Here is a 15,446-nt window from a genome sequence, read left to right as displayed (position 1 = left end):
ACACCTAGTATAATTCTTTGAAACACATCGTATCTTGCGTTAGCGACGTGTTGCTCCCAACACTGTTCAATCTGAATATAACTTTCCCCTCCGCTGAAAACAGGGGCGTAACAAAACTTGCCTCCGTCGTGTACAACGACCTTAATCGGTTTATCTTTCGGTTTATCGGTGGGCTTTTGAACGATCGAACGGCGACTAACGTTCGATAAAAGATCGATAATCGAGGGGCTTACACCGTAAGTGAAACCGACTCCCACCGAAACCGACAAAAATACTAACAGAACTACCCAACGACCCATTTTTTTACCCCCTACTTGTTTTGAGAAATTAAAACGTAATCATACAATCGATAACGATTCCAATACCGATCCATTTTCACATTTTATCGTTCTTTTGTTTTTCAGTGAAATCAAAACCTTACACTGTTTGGGATATTCTAATGGATACAAATGATAGTTCGCTTATTCTAAACATATATATGAATTGTATTTGAATTATGATCCGTATTTTTCAAGTCCGGAACATTTATTATGTTTTACTTAAGTATCGACCAAAATATTCGGTCTTTATTTTTTCATTCTGAAAATTTTTATACGGCCATAATACAACGACCCGATTAGTTTATAAATTAATCATATTCAATATTTAGATTGAGTTCGGCATAACAAATTTTGAATCTTCGGAAAGTGGTCGGTTTCTTTTTTCCTTTTACACAAAAAAAGCGAGAAGACCATTCCCTTTTCACTCAAGCAATACGGTTGGAATTGGATATGCGGAATCACCAAAGATCGGGACAAGCCCTTACTTTCAGTCCCGAGGACTTGTCGATGTTGTATGAGCTTTTTCCGAACTTAAAGCCACTTTCGCCTAACGCGGTTTTTACGAACGTATCAACCGTTTTCCGAAACCTCGTCAAAGTAACTTTTTAATTCTTCCTTAAGTCCGGGCGGCAGTTGAAGACCGGAGCTTTCGATTCTTTCGTTGTACTTGCTGAACGAAAATCTATGTGTGGAAGTTTTGAGATAATCCTCAAGAGCTACGGAACCCCAATCTAGAATTTCCCGAATGAACTCTTCGTTCTCCTCGAGTTTTTCGCAATAAGGGATGAACAAGGGACGATTGACCGGTCTTCCGATCGTTCTATAAAACATCAATCGTTTGAGAAGATCGCTGTTTTTGAGATTGTCCTTTTGTTCCATCGCCTTTTCCACCATTCGCAAATTGATACAATCCAAGAACTCGACTTTTAAATTCTCGTCGTTCAGACGTTTGCGAAGTGAAGCGGTGATTTCTTCGGTTTCGTAGAGAAAGTTAGGACAGTATTCGGGGCATTCCACTTCCTTATGAAGATCGCAAAAGTGAAGAAGAATACAATCGATATCGGAGGCGATTTCCACGATTCCGAAGTTGATCGAACCCAAGATTTCCACACCGGTATGAAAACCTTTTTCTCCCAACTCCTTGAGAGATATTCGAAAAGCCTGCATTCTTTTCAGAGCTTCTTTGGTATCGTAATTCCGATATTTGTTTTTTAAAGCGATGTATTTCTCTATGAGTTTCGTCATCCGGTAATGTTCCTGAGATACAGGTTCATCCCCCTAAGTACGACTTCGGGAATTTCATGTCCACCCTGAAAAGCGATCATCTCCCCTTTCCATCCGGCTCCGATCAAAAGTTGTTCGAGTTTTTTTGCGGCGGGATATCCTAGAACCGGATCCATTCTACCGTGGCTTTGAAAGAATTTATAATCTTTCTTTTTTTCGGCGAGTCGTTTCCAATCCGTTTCGCTGATGAGAGTTCCCGATAAAATCACAAGACCCGCGGGAGGAACTTCGGAATGAAGAGTGATGTCCGTTGCTAGCATCGCGCCTTGACTGAAACCTCCGAGAATCATCTTGTCCATGGAAACTCCCAAACTCCGAATCATCTCCACCGCTTTTTCTCTCGCGCTTTCCAAACCCGCGGGATAACGATCCGAAAAATCCCGATAACCGCCCGTCAACATCGCTTTTTGTAACGCTTCCATATCGATCGGAAACCAAGCTCTTCCGTTGTAACCCGGCATGACGGGGATGTCCAAAATTCCGTTCGGAAACAACCAATTGGTTCCGTCGGGAAGATCCAAGTAAGCGCTGAGAGGAGAAAGATCGTACGCGTTCGCTCCGTAACCGTGAAATAAAATCACCGTATAACTTTCCGGATTACCGGGAATACGAACGGCTTCGATCGGCCCGACCCTTTCCAAGGGACGATTGTAAGAAGATTGCATGTTCAAATTCTCCAAAAATGAAACGAAAGAATATTCATCGAAACGAATCTATATTTTAGATTTAGAAAGGTAAAGGAAATTCGAGAGAAAGTTTTTACTTGGCAATTCTATTTCTCCTACCGAAATGGAAAGCCAATTAGAAACTCGACACGAGGGAAATCATGTCTAAACAATTCGAAGGAAAAGTAGCGCTCGTTACCGGAGCGGCGTCTCCTCGCGGTCTCGGAAGAGCGATCGCAAATACAATCGCAAAAGAAGGAGGCGACATAGTCGTTGTCGACTTAAACAAAGAACATATCGAACAAGCGGCGGCGGACATCGCCAAAGAATTCGGCGTAAAAACTTTAGGAATTTCCTGCAACGTGACCAAACCGGAAGATTGTGAAGCGGTCATTACGGGCATCAAAGAAAAATTCGGAAAGTTGGATTTTCTCGTCAACAACGCGGGAGTTCTCAAGGACAATCTTTTGATGAGAATGACCGAACAAGAATTCGACTTCGTAATGGACGTAAACCTCAAAGGTGTATTCCTTATGACGAAATACGCATCCAAACTTCTTCTCAAAGCCGAGTCCGGAAGGATCGTAAACATCTCTTCGGTTTCCGGACTTACAGGGCAACCGGGACAGGCAAACTATTCCGCTTCGAAAGCGGGAGTGATCGCACTTACAAAAGTTTCTGCGAGAGAATTTTCCGGAAGAAACGTTCTCGTAAACGCGGTTTGTCCCGGTTACGTACAGACCGACATGACGGCGTCGTTGCCGGAAGACGTTCAAAAGAAATTGACCGATCCTATGTTCATTCCTCTCCGAAGACCGGGAACACAACAAGAGATCGCAAACGCGGTGAAGTTTTTCTTAAGCGATCAATCCAACTATATTACGGGAACCTATCTGAGAGTGGACGGGGGCGCCGCGATCGGAATGTGATTTAACGTGAGTTCGGCTTAAAAAAGTTTGGGCGAATCCGGCCTTGACGGCCGGACCGCGCTTGAACTTAATGTTGCTGCCTGCGGTCGCAACATAATGCTCCAATCAACAAATTGATAGATCGCTCTAAAAGAGAAATTCTTTCTTCATTCCAATTTGTTGATTCCGCTTCAATCGCTTTCGCATTGGTTATACCGAACTCACGTTGATTTAGAAAACGATTGTGGAGACAAAACGAGAAAATCGAAATCCCTTCCATCGTTGAGTCGTTTTGTTCACGGTATTCATATTCTTCAGAGGGTTTAAATATGTCCGAAACTATATTAGAAATTCTGAAAGGAAAAAAATGCGACTCTTGCGGTTTTCAGACGACGGAACCTTCGATCTCTTGTACTCAATGCGGAAGTTCTAAGGTTTCCGAAATGCAATTCGGTGGGTTCGGTAAAATTTATACTTACACAGTCGTTTACGTAGGTTTCGGTCATCTCGCCCAAAGAGCGCCTTACGTTTTGGCGGTTGTGGAGTTGGAAGAAGGAATCAAAACGATGGGAATCTTAGAAGGCAAAGTTTCCGGCATTCCAATCACCGAGTCCGTTAAAATCGATCTTCCCGTTCGATTCCAAAGGGATGAATCCGGAACCGGATTTATCTTCAACCCGGTGTAGGCTTCTCTTGGATAATATCCAACGCATTGGAAAATAAATTTACTAAAAAATTGGAGATACACCGGTCAAAAAAGGGCAACGTATCCTAGGTAAGGCCGGCACAGTGGGCGTTGTCCGATATCTGTCCCTAAAACTAGGAGTTCCTAGAAAAATCAGGTTCTGTGACAATTGCCTGACAAAAAATTCTATCTTGAATTTTCCTCTTAAGATAAGTTGGCCTGCAAAATAGAGGTGATTTTCGATGAACTCCAAAAATATGATTCTTTCCATCGTGATCGCTCTTACCTCTTTGGTTCTTTTTTTGAACTGCGGAGATAAGTCCGACAAACCAACCGAAACTTCCGCATCCGGAAACCAGCCGACTGAAACGACTTCCGCTCCCGTTGCAACGGAAACCGCTTCGACTCTCAGCCCCGAACTTCAGAAAGGACAAGAAATCTTCAATCAAAACTGCGCCTCCTGTCACGGTGAAAAAGGATCGGGAGACGGGGCTGCTGCGGAAAGTCTCAATCCGAAACCTCGTAACTACAAAGCTCCTGCCTCGCAGTGGAAAAACGGAAATACGGAAGCGGGAATTTTGAAAACTCTCAACAACGGAATTCCGAAAAGCCCGATGGTTGCGTATAAATTCTTAGGCGATGAAAATCTGAAACTACTTGCAAAATACGTAGTTCATCTTTCTAAAAACTAAGAGCCTGGTCCTAAAACTTTCAGAATTAACGGACTCATACGGGAATGAAAAAAGGTTTTAGGAAGAATTCTAAAATTCTTTTCGGCTCGGAAGACTTTTTTTTCCGAGCCGCTTTTGTTTTTTCGACTGGCATTTTTTAACCCCGAACGCAATTTATTCTTGTGAATTCAAACAATCCCTGCGGTGCAGACTGCGGAATCAGCAGAACATCCCCCAACACTCGAGAAGAAAAAACTTATACCAAACTCGGTATCTTTTTGATTCTTTTCGGAATTTCATCCAAACCGAAAGCGGTTAAATTTTATTGCAAAAAATGCGGACGACAATTCGATCAATTGTCTCCGACCGAACTCGGAAATTATGCGTAATTCGATTGACTTTCATGGAATTTAGCGGTTTTTAGTCGTAAGATTCTTATGTCCGACGACTTCAAAATTTTTGTAGATCTTGCCGTTTCCGTTCCAATTATCCATATCGAAGGGGAAATTACTTCGGAAGCAGACGAGGAAATCGTAAGAAAATACGAATCCATTCCCCAAGAAAAACGAAATCGTGTCATTCTGAACTTTCAAGGCACTTCCTACATCAATTCGGCGGGAATTGCGACCCTCATCAGCTTGATCACAAAAGCTTCCGAGGCAAAAAGAAAAATCGAATTCGCGGGCCTGAACGAACATTTCCGAAAGGTGATGGACATTGTCGGATTGACGGACTTCGTTTTGATCCACGATTCTCTTCAAGAAGCTCTTAAGTAATCCATTTCCGTTTTTTAAAATCTTCGATCACAATTTCCAAATCAGCCGGAGTATCCACGGATAACCCCGCTTCCTTTGCCAAATAAACTCCGATTCCGTAACCCGCTTCGATCGCCCTGAGCTGTTCCAAGGACTCCGATTCTTCCAAATTACTTTTAGGCAGAGAATTGTATTTTAAAAGAAAATCCCGGTCGTATCCGTAAATTCCCAAATGGCGATACAAGGGAACCGTCGTTTTAAACTGACTCGGAATCAAAGATCTCGAAAAGTAAATCGCCTTTCCGTTATGATCCAAGACGACTTTGACTCGATTGGGATCGTTTGTATGTAAAGGATCGAACAAAGGGACCGCCGCCGTACTCATCGTCCATTCCGGATGAGATGCCTTGAGGCTCGCCACTCCGTCGATGAGCTCCGGTTCGATTCCGGGTTCGTCGCCTTGGATATTTACAATTATGGAATATTCAGAAAATTGATTGGAAACCTCGATGATTCGATCGGTTCCAGAAGGATGATCCGAACTCGTCATCACACTTTTTCCTCCGAAGCCGAGAACAACTTCGTGAATCCGGACGTCGTCCGTGGCGACGACTAACTCGGATAAGGTGGTCGAGCGGGAAGCGTTCCGGTACGTCCACTCGATCATCGTTTTATCTCCGATCTTAGCGAGAGGTTTGCCCGGAAACCGGGAGCTTGCATAACGCGCCGGAATTACCCCGAGAATTTTTCTCATCAGTTGACGATAAACTCGGTGAAGTAAACTTCCTGAATTTTGCCTTCGGTGAGAATATGATTCACTTGCGCCTTGATCTCTTCCCGAAGATCCAACTGGTCTTCGATGTTGATGAGTTCGTCCTTGGACTTTCTTCCCACGATCAGGTTGATCAAGTCGCGCATCTGAGCGTTTCTTTCCGCAAGTTCGGCGGATAAGGTTTGATCTTCCTTTGCGATCCCGAAAGCGAGTTTCATCTTTACGAAGTGGGCTTCTCCCTTGTCCGAAGTGTTGATCCGAAATTCTTCCGTGAAGTTATAGTTCGCCAAAGGCGGAGGAGGTTTTACCAACGCCACGTTTTTCATTTGTGTGAACGTACTCGTCGCAGTTTGTTTTGCGACCACCATCGCGATGATCGCGACGATAATAATTCCGAATATGGCTCCCGCCACATACAAAAGCCATTTGATAATGGGCGACGTTCCTCCGCCGCCTTCGGCGGCGGGGAGCCCGCCTTCTTCCTCGTCTATTTCCGCATCACCCATGGGTTCGCCTCCTGAATTTTAACGTTAGTTGTTCTTCCGATCACTCTTTGCCGGGTACACTCGACTCGGAGCCGGGAATTTTCGTATTGGGAAGTCCGAAATTGGTTTCGTACGGACTTCGTTTGGTCGATTTATCGGTCATGACTACGATATCGATTCTTCGATTGTAAGCTTTTGCTTCGGGAGTTCCCGCATATTCGACCACCAAAGGTCGAAACGCTCCGAAACTCACCGCTTGAAACCAGGACGGATCCAGTTTTTCAACGTTGATGATATAATCCGTCGCGTTAATCGCTCTTGCACCCGCTAAATCCCAGTTGTTGATATAAGCCCTTTCTTCTTTTCCGGGCGCAACTCCGGGATTGACCGCGTTTGCGTCGCAATGCCCTTCCACACGAACAAAACGATCCAATTCTTTGATCAACGAACTCGCCTTTCGCAGAGCGACCTTGATCGAGTCCGTAAGAATCGCGGAACCCGGATTGAAATAATCCGCACTGACAAGAGAGATAATAAGACCTCTTTCGTCTTCCGTGATCTTTACCTTTCCCGCTTCCACTTCCGGTTTAAAAAGTTCGGTGGCAAGTTTTTTGGATTTGGAAAGGGCCTTTCCGGTCGTTTGAGAAGGAAGACTTTCTATGTTCATTCCCATTTCCTCGAGTTTCCCTTTGGAAAGAGTCTGACCTCCGTCGAAAAATCCGGTCGTGGTCTTAAACGCGGAAAGTATGATCTGCATCTCGATCGCGTTCGTTTTACCGGTGGTATAAAGCATGATAAAGAAGCATAACAACAACGTCACCATATCCCCGTAGGTGAGCATATACTCGGGGATATTCTGAATACATTCCGGACATTTCGCTTTTGCCATAATGAACCGAACTTACTCGCTGTCGTCTTTGAGCACGTCTCTTTCCGAAGGAGGAAGGAACGAAGACAACTTGTCTTTTACGATCCTCGGGTTGTCCCCGGATTGAATCGATAGAGTTCCTTCGATCATGATCTGTTTGATGGTAAGTTCGTCTTCGGATTTACGCATGAGTTTTTTCATTACGGGAATCGCGAACATGTTGGCGCCCATGGATCCGTACAAAGTCGTAATCAAGGCCGCCGCCATTCCCGTTCCGATCGCGGAAGGATCGCCGGAGCCGAGGTTCTTCAACATCTGCACGAGTCCGATCAAGGTTCCGATCATCCCGAACGCGGGAGCCAAGGCTCCCCAGTTTTCCCACCAAGCTTTTCCGTTGTTGTGACGGGAAGCGATGTTTCCCATTTCGGTTTCCATAATGTTTCGAACGAGTTCCGGGTCCGTTCCGTCGACTACGAGTGTGATTCCTTTGCGTAGAAATTCGTCCGGAAGTTCGTTTACGTCGTCCTCGAGCGCGAGGAGACCTTTTCTTCTCGCCTTCTCCGAAAAGGAGACTAACGTTTTGATCAATTCTATAAGATCGTGTTTTTCCGTTCTAAAAACCTTTTGTGTCACTTTTCCAACGGCGAGAGTGGATTCCCAAGGTACCGCCATGATCGTTCCCGCAGTCGCGCCGCCAAAGGTAATCAAAATCGAAGGAACGTCGAAAAGGTCTAACGGAGTTAAACCAGCAGAGATAATCCCGAAAATCATCAGGACACACGCCGCACCTAAACCAACTACTGTTCCAAAATCCATGATATTTTATTCCACCCTTTTGAACTGATCCGGAGAAGATCCCAGAGGAAATACAAGAATACGTTTTTTATATTCTATAATTTTTTCGATCACTTCGGGGACGGATTCCCTCACCACAAACTTTCTATCGTTGGAAAGTGTGATCGTCGTATCCGGATTCGCTTCCAGACTTTCGATATGAGAAGCGTTGAGTACGAACTCGTCTCCTTTCAACCTGTGAAGTAGAATCAAACGACTATCCCTTTTTCCTTGGAGTCCCGATTCTATTCTCGACCTGCTTCTTGATTTCGATAATGAATTTTTCCTCCGTAAACCGATTTACGTTCTTCTGAAATTCGGAAGTTTTCCAGGAAATCCGATCCGATCGATCGATCGCCGCCTGCAAAGATTCTACGGTTTGTTCCGGAAAAAAAACTCCGGTCTTACCGGAAACGACGGTTTCCAATGCGCCTCCTTTTCCAAAAGCGATCACGGGAGTGGAATGCGCCTGCGCTTCCACGGGAGCGATTCCGAAATCCTCCATTCCCGGAAAGATGAATGCCTTTGCTTTTTTGTAATATTCCAAAACCTCTTCCCGTTTGAGATGAGGAAGAATTTCTATATTCTTAGGAAGATCGGAAGTGAGCTTCTTAAACTCCTGCCCTCCTCCGATGAGCACGAGTCGTTTTCCGTTTTTACGAAACGTTTCGATCGCGAGATCGATTCTTTTGTAAGGAGCAAACGCGGAGACGATGAGATAGAAGTCGTCCTTCGTTTCCGAGACGACCTTCCATTTTTCGGGCAGACAAGGAGGAAAGATGACCTTGGCTTCTCTTCGGTAAAACTTTTGGATTCTTTTCGCAACGAACTCGGAGTTGGACCAGAACCGATCCACTCTGGATGCGGAAGCGACGTCCCAGGTTCTGAGGTAATTCGAGATCGCCTCGAACGCAAAAAATTTAAATCCCTTCCGAGAGGGAAAGTAATCGTAATACAAATCCCAAACGTAACGCATCGGAGAATGCACATAACTGAAATGAATCGAATCCGGGTGCGTTATGACACCTTTGGCTACACAATGAGAAGAAGAGATCACAAGTTCGTATCCTTTCAGATCCAACGACTCGATCGCCGTCGGAAACAAGGGAAGATACCAACGATACTTGGAATCCTTAAACGGAAGATTGTTTGTGAACGCGGTCGTGATTTTTCTTTGTTCGATCCGCGGGTTTAATTTGCCGGGGCTATAGAATAAGGTGAAAAGATCGGCGGTAGGATAAATTTTGAGCAGCGAATCCAGAACCAATTCTCCCCCGCGCATTCCGTTCAGCCAATCGTGGATGATTGCAACTTTCATACGGTTATCATCGGCAAATTTGAGAATTTTCTACGAATGATACTCTTTCAGCGCTCGGATTCGAAAACTTTCGTAAAAAACGAATCGGCAGACTGCGGGCTCGCAAAAAAGTGCGGCCCTTCGATGATCCGGTAGACAAGAAAAGTTTAAAATAGAATTATGAAATCCAACACTCGGTTGTTTCCCTCTTTATGAATCCGGTTTTATTTATTGGACACGGTTCTCCGATGAACCTCGTAACTCCTTCGGACTTCACTCGGAATCTGGAGGAATGGAGTTCCGCACTTCAAGCGGTAAAGAATATACTCGTCGTTTCCGCGCATTGGAAAACGCGGGGAACTTTCGTGACGGTTTCCGATCCTCCGGAACAGATTTATGATTTTTACGGATTCCCCCAAGAATTATACGAATTGAAATACCGACCTCCCGGATCTCCGGAACTTGCAAAACGAATTCAAACATCGGTTAAAACCGTGGACGTGTGGGCGACTACGGAATGGGGACTGGATCACGGAAGTTGGGGAGTGTTGTATTTTCTTTTCCGGAAAGCGAATCTTCCCACGGTTCAGTTGAGTATAGACGCGAACTTGAATCCCGAAAAACAATACGAGATCGGAAAACAATTACAACCTCTTCGAGAAGAAGGAACCTTGATCGTCGGAAGCGGAAACATCGTTCACAATCTACAAAAAGCGGACTTTTACGATAGGGACGCGACACCTGCGGATTGGGCGATCGAATTCGACGAGTTCGTGCGACAAGCGTTGGAGTCCAGGAACGACAAGGCGATTATCGACTTTCAAAAAAAAGGAGACCTCGCAAAACTCGCCGCGCCCAGCACGGAACATTTGGAACCGATCTTTTACGTCTTAGGCGCGATGAAACCCGAAGAGAAAGTGAAGTTCATTCATCATAGTTTTCAAAACCGAACCGTATCGATGAGATCCTTCACTTCGGTTTAAAAAATCAATCTTCGTCTCCGGAGAGAATCCATTCCTTATTGGTTAGAGAATCGGAAACCTTCATCAAATCCCTTTCCGGATCGATCAGAACCTGACTTTTTCTTCCGTTTAAAGAAACCGTTACGTCCGCATATACCGAAACTTCTTGGCCGGTCCTTTCCTTTTCATTTTTGCCGATCCAATGAGCGAACTGAAGAATCAGATCCGGTTGATAACTCATCATAATTCTTTGAATTTCGTTGAGATGAGATTCCGGAAGAACTACGTTCGTCTCCCCGGTTTGTTGATTTACCACTCGAAACGAGGCGATTCCGTTTTTTTGCACCAACATAATCTGCCAGGAAAATCGAAAACCTTGTTCCGTCCAAAGACGATTTCCGGGATACAAAAAATGTCTGAGAGGAAATAAACACTGAAAAAGAACGTAAAATATCCAGAAGTAACGAAGTGTGCGATCGGATAAAAGAAAACCGAACTTCTTTCTAAGCGCGCCTACTTTGGAGAAAATAAGATCTTCCGATATCCGAGACTTAGATTCTAAAAACGCCAAAAAGGATTCGATAAAAGAGAAAACAGATTTTCGAAAATGAATCGGGAATCGGGTCCATAAGAAATGAAAAATGTTCTCTCGATCCGGAATCATTCTTCTGGATTTCAGAAATCGAAACAGATCGACCGGCCAAGTCGGAGAAAAAAACAAAGTGGCGTTCAAAATCATCACCCAAGGAAACATACCGATCGGAAACAACTTCCAAGTCAAAAAATGGAATATTAGAACTAAAGAATATCCGAATCTTCTCGTTTTACGGTTTAATAGCAGAAAAGGAACCGCAAGATCGAAGATCAAACCCGCGTAGCTGAAAAAATATCCCGTAGCCGACATGGAAAGAGTCGGGCCGAAAATCGGAATATCCGAGTTTCTGAGGAGCCAAATTCGAACCGGTCGCGCGTCGTAAAGCCAATCCGGCGCCAGCTTGCCGATCCCTCCGAAAAAATAAACAACTCCGATCTGAAACCTGAGGATATAAAGATTCCATTCCGGAATCGGTTCTACGTCCTCAATATCTCTGTTTTTGAATATTCTAAAAATATGAAATATATTCAAGGATCTATCGGCCGGAATCCAGATCAAAATAAAAAGAAGCAAACAGATAAGATAGTAATGATTGAGATAAACCGCGACTTCGAGAAGGTTTATATACGTAAAGATCAGAAAAAAACAAAGAATGGAAATTCTGTAAAAAATTCCCAAAGAGATAAAAACCGCAAAAAAAAGAAGGGAAACAAAAAGAGGAATTAAAATCCAAGCCGGAAGAACTCCGACCCAAGAAAAACCGTAAAATTTAAAATGAAAAGTCGGATCCAAGAAATATCTGGAAATCCATCCGTTCGAAAAATAACGAAATGCTAATATAAAAAGAAGAATACCGAGTACGATTCTATAAAATCCGAGGGACCAAGCGGGGACCGGATTCGAAACCCGGAAGAAGAGGTTGGAAATAAGTTTTTCTCGCATAGTAACCGGAACCGATCGGTTTCCACTCGCCAGAAAAGCGTTTCCGAGAAAGTTCTGCAAGCATTCCCGGAATTTTCGATTGAGAATCGGGTAAAAGATCGTTTACGTGAAACACTTCCCTCATCCCAAAAGAGATGTCGTTCAGATTTAAAGTTTCCGCGCCTTCTTCGATCAAAATTTCTCCGCCTCTGTTTCTCGTTTGACTAGGATCGGAAAAAATAATAACTCTTCGATTTTGTTCCAGCGCATTGTACGCGGAAGAAATCGCTCCGGATTTTTCAGGCGCTTCTACGATAAAAACGGAACCACAAATTCCGGTCACGATCCGATTTCGTTTTGGAAACGTGTATTTCAAAATTTTTTGACCGGGCGGGTATTCCGTCAAAATCAAAGTTCGTTTCGAGGACTTCATTCTTTGATAGAGCCTTTTGTTTTCGAAAGGATATTCGGTTTCCGGTCCGGTCCCCATAACTCCGATGACGGCTAACTCTTCGTCGAGGGCCGCGTTCATACTCGTTGCGTCGATTCCTTTGGCGAGACCCGAAACGATTCCCGAAAAACCGTTTTTCTTCAAATAAGAGGGAAACAATTCGGCCGCAAACGTAGAAACCGGAGAAGGATCTCTCGTGCCGACGACCGCGGCAAATGATAGATTGAGAATATTCAAATTTCCTTTATAAAATAAAACGAATGGAGGATCGTAGATTTCCTTTAAAAAAGACGGATACTCCGGATCGTAAAAAGAAAGTATCGAAAACCCGGTCTTTTTCAAATCCTTCGAAATTTTCCCGGAAGTATACACGGCCTTCTTCAAAACGGAGGCGGGAAGAGAACGTTCCAAGTGTTCGCTCAAAGCTTTCCAAGAATTCAGTTTTTCGAATATTCTATTTTGTAAACAGAATTTGGAGACTTTTGAGTCGACGAGAACGAGAGGATTCATTCCGATTTCGAGGAACTCTCTTCGATTTTTTTCAGGTTTTGAAGTACGTTTTGGTACGAATCGTTTTTTTCCAGCCCGCCGCGTACGAGTCCGGCGTCGTTCAATTCTTCGATCGTTTTTTTAACCTTCAGATATTCTTCCTTGGAATCCTCCGTTTTGCCGAGACGATATAAAAAGTTCGCTTTGGCAAAACGAGCGGGAACGTTTTTAGATTCTTTTTTTATAATATCATCCAGAATGACCACGGCTTTGTCCTGATCGTGAAAACCGGCCGACACTCCTTCCCAGGAAGAATCCGGCATGGAAGAATCGAAATAGATGAGCGCGAGCTGAAACGGAAATCGGGAATCGCGGGGATCTTGAATCGCCAGATGAGTGAAAAGATCGATTGCGATCCGTCTTCTTGTAGTCTCCCAACCCCTGTCTTTGGATGCGTTCGCATAAGCGAGAGCGGTTTCAAACAAAAGTTGTTGATCGATCGGTTTTAAAAGGAGCGCCTTTTCAAAATAGGGAATTGCAGGTTCGAAAAAATGAAGCTCCGCGCCCACGATCTCCACTTTTTTTCCTTCGTTGTTTTCTTTCAGCGCTCGGTTGTAAAATTTAACTCCCATATCGTAATCGCCGATTTTCATATAACCCTGAGCGATTTTCCAACTGAGAGCGCCGGCGGATCTTGTCTTTTGAGCCATCGAAGAAATTTTCTTTTCCAACTCGATGATCTCCGCTTCTTCCATCGCAAGCCTTTCTTTCCAGGTCTCCAAATCTTCCACGGTCGGCGGCCTGTCTCCCCGATTTTGAAATCCGAAATTTTTGGATCTTTCGCAGGAAATAAAAACGATTGCGACGAAGGCTAAAACGAGAATCCGTTTCCAAAAAACGGAACTGAACATGAATTGGGTGTAAGAAAATCTGGGCGAATGGAAACTCGATGCGTTTGCTCCCAATGGATCGCAACATATAATCGCTTTCGCATTGGTTATACCGAACTCTCCTGAACTAACCACCACACTGTTTTGAATCATACGATTTCCTCGGAAAGGATCGACCTTTTTGATGAGTATCGGCCTCCCCTATTGAATAACGGTTTTGGAAATGGAAACCGCGGATTGCATTTTCGAGAAAAAAAGCGGGAAATGCGGAGTTTTTTCGCTTTTTTGCACAACCGGCGGTTTTAGGAGTTAGGTTTTAGGAGTTAGGTTTTAGGAGTTAGGTTTTAGGGGCTTTTGTAGCGTCCTAGAAAAAGTTGTCAGTGAGGTAGGAAAAATGACAACGATCAAACGTTACAGTGAAGCGTTCAAGAGAAAAGTAATTCAGGAAATAGAGTTTGGAAAGTATAGCCAGAATCAGGCGATGAAGTATTATGGAATCTGCGGTTCCGTGACAATCCGAGGTTGGTTAAAAAAGTATGGAAAGAATCATCTTATGAGTAAGGTAGTGAGGGTGGAATTGGAAGACGAAATCAATCAATTGAAAGAATCGAAAAAGAGAATCCGTGAACTTGAAAAAACACCTAGTATATCGAGTGCGACGATAGAAAATATCCTTTACAAGAGTTTAATCAAAGTTGCAGAGAGAGAGATTTGAAGATAGATCTAAAAAAAACTTTGGACATCTTGTATCGAAGAATCCAGAAGAACTTTAGAGAAACAAAATAGTAAGATTGCCATATCGGAAGCCTGTCGATTCTTTGAAAAAAGTCGACAGGCGTATTACAAAAAGTTCATACCTAAAACGAACCTGGAATTCATATCAAAAGAAGAATTACTTCTTAATGAAGTAAAAAGGATTATTCGACATCTTTTACCTGCAACAAGAGGCAAGAGGCAGAAAACTTTATGAGATGTTGAAACCTGTCCTACAAGAATATTGCATCAAAATGGGCAGAGACAATGTTTTTCGGCTTCTGAAGAGTCATTCTCTTCTTCTGGAAAAACAGAGAAAATATTGAGGACCACGAATTCGAATCATCCTTTTTTCAAACATCCCAACTTAATCAAGAATTTAATTCCCGCAGAACCTCATCTCATTCTCGTTTCCGATATTACTTACATCCGGGTCGGAGACGGATTTGCATTCCTCTCTTTAGTAACCGATTTGTTTTCCAGAAAGATCGTTGGTTTCAAACTTCATCACTCTCTCGAAACGGCAGGTTGCATCCATGCCTTGAATATGGCTCTGGACCAAGTTCCAGAAAGACAAAAAGATCATCCATCATTCGGATCGAGGCATTCAATTTTGTTCGAAGGATTACACGGACATTTTACTTAACGCCGGTCACAGGATCAGTATGACTGAGGAAAATCATTGTTATGAAAATGCTGTCGCTGAAAGAGTTAATAAAACTCTTAAATACGAATTTGGGTTAGTCAATTCTTTTGCTTCTTTTAAAGAAGCCATAGTCGCCGTCAATCAAGCCGTTTTTCTTTTCAACAATGTTAGGCTTCACCAACATTTAGGTTTTTT

20 protein-coding genes are annotated in these 15,446 nt (G+C 43.6%); 8 read left to right on the top strand and 12 right to left on the bottom strand.

Annotated elements, in window-relative coordinates; genetic code table 11:
* The 3 genes from LEP1GSC060_RS08930 to LEP1GSC060_RS08920 form a co-directional block, all read right to left on the bottom strand.
* The coding region (locus tag LEP1GSC060_RS08930; protein ID WP_003001561.1) for a DUF1561 family protein at nt 1-299 on the bottom strand (299 nt) is incomplete at its 3' end.
* Between the two features lie 591 nt (nt 300-890).
* Nucleotides 891-1,565: a hypothetical protein gene (locus LEP1GSC060_RS08925; protein ID WP_003001548.1), complete on the bottom strand. Its 675-nt coding sequence runs from the start codon at nt 1,563-1,565 to the stop codon at nt 891-893.
* A complete protein-coding gene (locus LEP1GSC060_RS08920) occupies nt 1,562-2,269 on the bottom strand; it encodes an alpha/beta hydrolase (RefSeq protein ID WP_003001557.1) in 708 nt (235 codons plus the stop codon). Before LEP1GSC060_RS08920 ends, LEP1GSC060_RS08925 begins: the two co-directional genes overlap by 4 nt.
* Nucleotides 2,270-2,430: 161 nt before the next feature.
* Between LEP1GSC060_RS08920 and LEP1GSC060_RS08915 the strand changes: the two genes are divergently transcribed.
* The 5 genes from LEP1GSC060_RS08915 to LEP1GSC060_RS08895 all read left to right on the top strand — a co-directional run bounded on the left by LEP1GSC060_RS08915 (nt 2,431) and on the right by LEP1GSC060_RS08895 (nt 5,309).
* Nucleotides 2,431-3,198 (top strand): beta-ketoacyl-ACP reductase, encoded by a 768-nt coding sequence (locus LEP1GSC060_RS08915; protein ID WP_003001519.1) that lies wholly within the window; start codon nt 2,431-2,433, stop codon nt 3,196-3,198.
* A 308-nt stretch (nt 3,199-3,506) separates the two neighbouring features.
* Entirely contained in the window at nt 3,507-3,863 is a 357-nt protein-coding gene (locus tag LEP1GSC060_RS08910) for a Zn-ribbon domain-containing OB-fold protein (protein WP_003001529.1), read from the top strand.
* Nucleotides 3,864-4,104: 241 nt separating this feature from the next.
* Entirely contained in the window at nt 4,105-4,554 is a 450-nt protein-coding gene (locus LEP1GSC060_RS08905) for a c-type cytochrome (RefSeq protein ID WP_003001536.1), read from the top strand.
* A gap of 161 nt (nt 4,555-4,715) precedes the next feature.
* Nucleotides 4,716-4,922: a hypothetical protein gene (locus LEP1GSC060_RS08900; RefSeq protein ID WP_003001522.1), complete on the top strand. Its 207-nt coding sequence runs from the start codon at nt 4,716-4,718 to the stop codon at nt 4,920-4,922.
* 48 nt (nt 4,923-4,970) lie between these two features.
* Nucleotides 4,971-5,309 carry an STAS domain-containing protein gene (locus tag LEP1GSC060_RS08895; RefSeq protein WP_003001534.1) on the top strand — a complete coding sequence of 113 codons (339 nt, stop codon included), beginning with the start codon at nt 4,971-4,973 and terminating at the stop codon, nt 5,307-5,309.
* Here the strand turns inward: LEP1GSC060_RS08895 and kdsB are convergent.
* From kdsB to LEP1GSC060_RS08865, 6 genes are read right to left on the bottom strand one after another with little or no spacing between them, the layout of a single operon-like run.
* Entirely contained in the window at nt 5,302-6,042 is a 741-nt protein-coding gene (gene kdsB / locus LEP1GSC060_RS08890) for a 3-deoxy-manno-octulosonate cytidylyltransferase (protein ID WP_003001526.1), read from the bottom strand. The two genes, LEP1GSC060_RS08895 and kdsB, sit on opposite strands and share 8 nt — an antisense overlap.
* Nucleotides 6,042-6,566 carry a flagellar basal body-associated FliL family protein gene (locus LEP1GSC060_RS08885; protein WP_002723860.1) on the bottom strand — a complete coding sequence of 175 codons (525 nt, stop codon included), beginning with the start codon at nt 6,564-6,566 and terminating at the stop codon, nt 6,042-6,044. Before LEP1GSC060_RS08885 ends, kdsB begins: the two co-directional genes overlap by 1 nt.
* Before the next feature lie 40 nt (nt 6,567-6,606).
* Nucleotides 6,607-7,434: a flagellar motor protein MotB gene (motB, locus tag LEP1GSC060_RS08880; RefSeq protein WP_003001525.1), complete on the bottom strand. Its 828-nt coding sequence runs from the start codon at nt 7,432-7,434 to the stop codon at nt 6,607-6,609.
* 12 nt (nt 7,435-7,446) lie between these two features.
* Complete coding sequence (locus LEP1GSC060_RS08875) at nt 7,447-8,229, bottom strand: motility protein A (protein WP_036095959.1); 783 nt, start codon at nt 8,227-8,229, stop codon at nt 7,447-7,449.
* Between the two features lie 6 nt (nt 8,230-8,235).
* The gene (locus LEP1GSC060_RS08870; RefSeq protein WP_003001538.1) at nt 8,236-8,460 is read right to left on the bottom strand and encodes a flagellar FlbD family protein; all 225 of its coding nucleotides are present in this window, start codon (nt 8,458-8,460) and stop codon (nt 8,236-8,238) included.
* Nucleotides 8,461-8,464: 4 nt separating this feature from the next.
* Complete coding sequence (locus LEP1GSC060_RS08865; protein ID WP_003001551.1) at nt 8,465-9,565, bottom strand: glycosyltransferase; 1,101 nt, start codon at nt 9,563-9,565, stop codon at nt 8,465-8,467.
* A gap of 191 nt (nt 9,566-9,756) precedes the next feature.
* Here LEP1GSC060_RS08865 and ygiD point away from each other — a divergent pair, with 191 nt between their 5' ends.
* Nucleotides 9,757-10,527 carry a 4,5-DOPA-extradiol-dioxygenase gene (gene ygiD / locus LEP1GSC060_RS08860; protein WP_003001542.1) on the top strand — a complete coding sequence of 257 codons (771 nt, stop codon included), beginning with the start codon at nt 9,757-9,759 and terminating at the stop codon, nt 10,525-10,527.
* Between the two features lie 4 nt (nt 10,528-10,531).
* Here the strand turns inward: ygiD and LEP1GSC060_RS08855 are convergent, their stop codons facing one another.
* Genes LEP1GSC060_RS08855 through LEP1GSC060_RS08845 form a run of 3 tightly spaced genes read right to left on the bottom strand, consistent with a single transcriptional unit; the run spans nt 10,532 to nt 13,873 of the window.
* Nucleotides 10,532-12,043 carry an HTTM domain-containing protein gene (locus LEP1GSC060_RS08855; protein ID WP_036095957.1) on the bottom strand — a complete coding sequence of 504 codons (1,512 nt, stop codon included), beginning with the start codon at nt 12,041-12,043 and terminating at the stop codon, nt 10,532-10,534.
* Complete coding sequence (gene dprA, locus LEP1GSC060_RS08850; protein WP_003001532.1) at nt 11,967-12,983, bottom strand: DNA-processing protein DprA; 1,017 nt, start codon at nt 12,981-12,983, stop codon at nt 11,967-11,969. Before dprA ends, LEP1GSC060_RS08855 begins: the two co-directional genes overlap by 77 nt.
* Complete coding sequence (locus LEP1GSC060_RS08845; RefSeq protein WP_036095963.1) at nt 12,980-13,873, bottom strand: tetratricopeptide repeat protein; 894 nt, start codon at nt 13,871-13,873, stop codon at nt 12,980-12,982. The genes dprA and LEP1GSC060_RS08845 overlap by 4 nt, the downstream gene beginning before the upstream one ends.
* Before the next feature lie 373 nt (nt 13,874-14,246).
* Here LEP1GSC060_RS08845 and LEP1GSC060_RS08840 point away from each other — a divergent pair, with 373 nt between their 5' ends.
* Nucleotides 14,247-14,567, top strand: coding sequence for a transposase (locus LEP1GSC060_RS08840; protein ID WP_003001514.1), 321 nt, complete (start codon nt 14,247-14,249; stop codon nt 14,565-14,567).
* A 703-nt stretch (nt 14,568-15,270) separates the two neighbouring features.
* Nucleotides 15,271-15,446 (top strand): integrase core domain-containing protein (locus LEP1GSC060_RS19945; protein ID WP_155119655.1); only part of this gene is annotated, 176 nt, incomplete at its 3' end.

The sequence above is a fragment of the Leptospira weilii serovar Ranarum str. ICFT genome, from assembly GCF_000332415.1.
Lineage (GTDB): Bacteria > Spirochaetota > Leptospiria > Leptospirales > Leptospiraceae > Leptospira > Leptospira weilii_A.
The sequence above is the reverse complement of the archived record's forward strand: the minus strand, read 5'-3'. Positions and strand labels throughout refer to the sequence as shown.

What these genes read in the sequence shown, in the direction of transcription:
- motB (WP_003001525.1), bottom strand. Translation starts at nt 7,434, where the DNA reads ATGGCAAAAGCGAAATGTCCGGAATGTATTCAGAATATCCCCGAGTAT.
- ygiD (WP_003001542.1), top strand. Translation starts at nt 9,757, where the DNA reads ATGAATCCGGTTTTATTTATTGGACACGGTTCTCCGATGAACCTCGTA.
- LEP1GSC060_RS08845 (WP_036095963.1), bottom strand. Translation starts at nt 13,873, where the DNA reads ATGTTCAGTTCCGTTTTTTGGAAACGGATTCTCGTTTTAGCCTTCGTC.
- LEP1GSC060_RS08920 (WP_003001557.1), bottom strand. Translation starts at nt 2,269, where the DNA reads ATGCAATCTTCTTACAATCGTCCCTTGGAAAGGGTCGGGCCGATCGAA.
- dprA (WP_003001532.1), bottom strand. Translation starts at nt 12,983, where the DNA reads ATGAATCCTCTCGTTCTCGTCGACTCAAAAGTCTCCAAATTCTGTTTA.
- LEP1GSC060_RS08865 (WP_003001551.1), bottom strand. Translation starts at nt 9,565, where the DNA reads ATGAAAGTTGCAATCATCCACGATTGGCTGAACGGAATGCGCGGGGGA.
- LEP1GSC060_RS08925 (WP_003001548.1), bottom strand. Translation starts at nt 1,565, where the DNA reads ATGACGAAACTCATAGAGAAATACATCGCTTTAAAAAACAAATATCGG.
- LEP1GSC060_RS08840 (WP_003001514.1), top strand. Translation starts at nt 14,247, where the DNA reads ATGACAACGATCAAACGTTACAGTGAAGCGTTCAAGAGAAAAGTAATT.
- kdsB (WP_003001526.1), bottom strand. Translation starts at nt 6,042, where the DNA reads ATGAGAAAAATTCTCGGGGTAATTCCGGCGCGTTATGCAAGCTCCCGG.
- LEP1GSC060_RS08910 (WP_003001529.1), top strand. Translation starts at nt 3,507, where the DNA reads ATGTCCGAAACTATATTAGAAATTCTGAAAGGAAAAAAATGCGACTCT.
- LEP1GSC060_RS08875 (WP_036095959.1), bottom strand. Translation starts at nt 8,229, where the DNA reads ATGGATTTTGGAACAGTAGTTGGTTTAGGTGCGGCGTGTGTCCTGATG.
- LEP1GSC060_RS08895 (WP_003001534.1), top strand. Translation starts at nt 4,971, where the DNA reads ATGTCCGACGACTTCAAAATTTTTGTAGATCTTGCCGTTTCCGTTCCA.
- LEP1GSC060_RS08905 (WP_003001536.1), top strand. Translation starts at nt 4,105, where the DNA reads ATGAACTCCAAAAATATGATTCTTTCCATCGTGATCGCTCTTACCTCT.
- LEP1GSC060_RS08855 (WP_036095957.1), bottom strand. Translation starts at nt 12,043, where the DNA reads ATGCGAGAAAAACTTATTTCCAACCTCTTCTTCCGGGTTTCGAATCCG.
- LEP1GSC060_RS08915 (WP_003001519.1), top strand. Translation starts at nt 2,431, where the DNA reads ATGTCTAAACAATTCGAAGGAAAAGTAGCGCTCGTTACCGGAGCGGCG.
- LEP1GSC060_RS08885 (WP_002723860.1), bottom strand. Translation starts at nt 6,566, where the DNA reads ATGGGTGATGCGGAAATAGACGAGGAAGAAGGCGGGCTCCCCGCCGCC.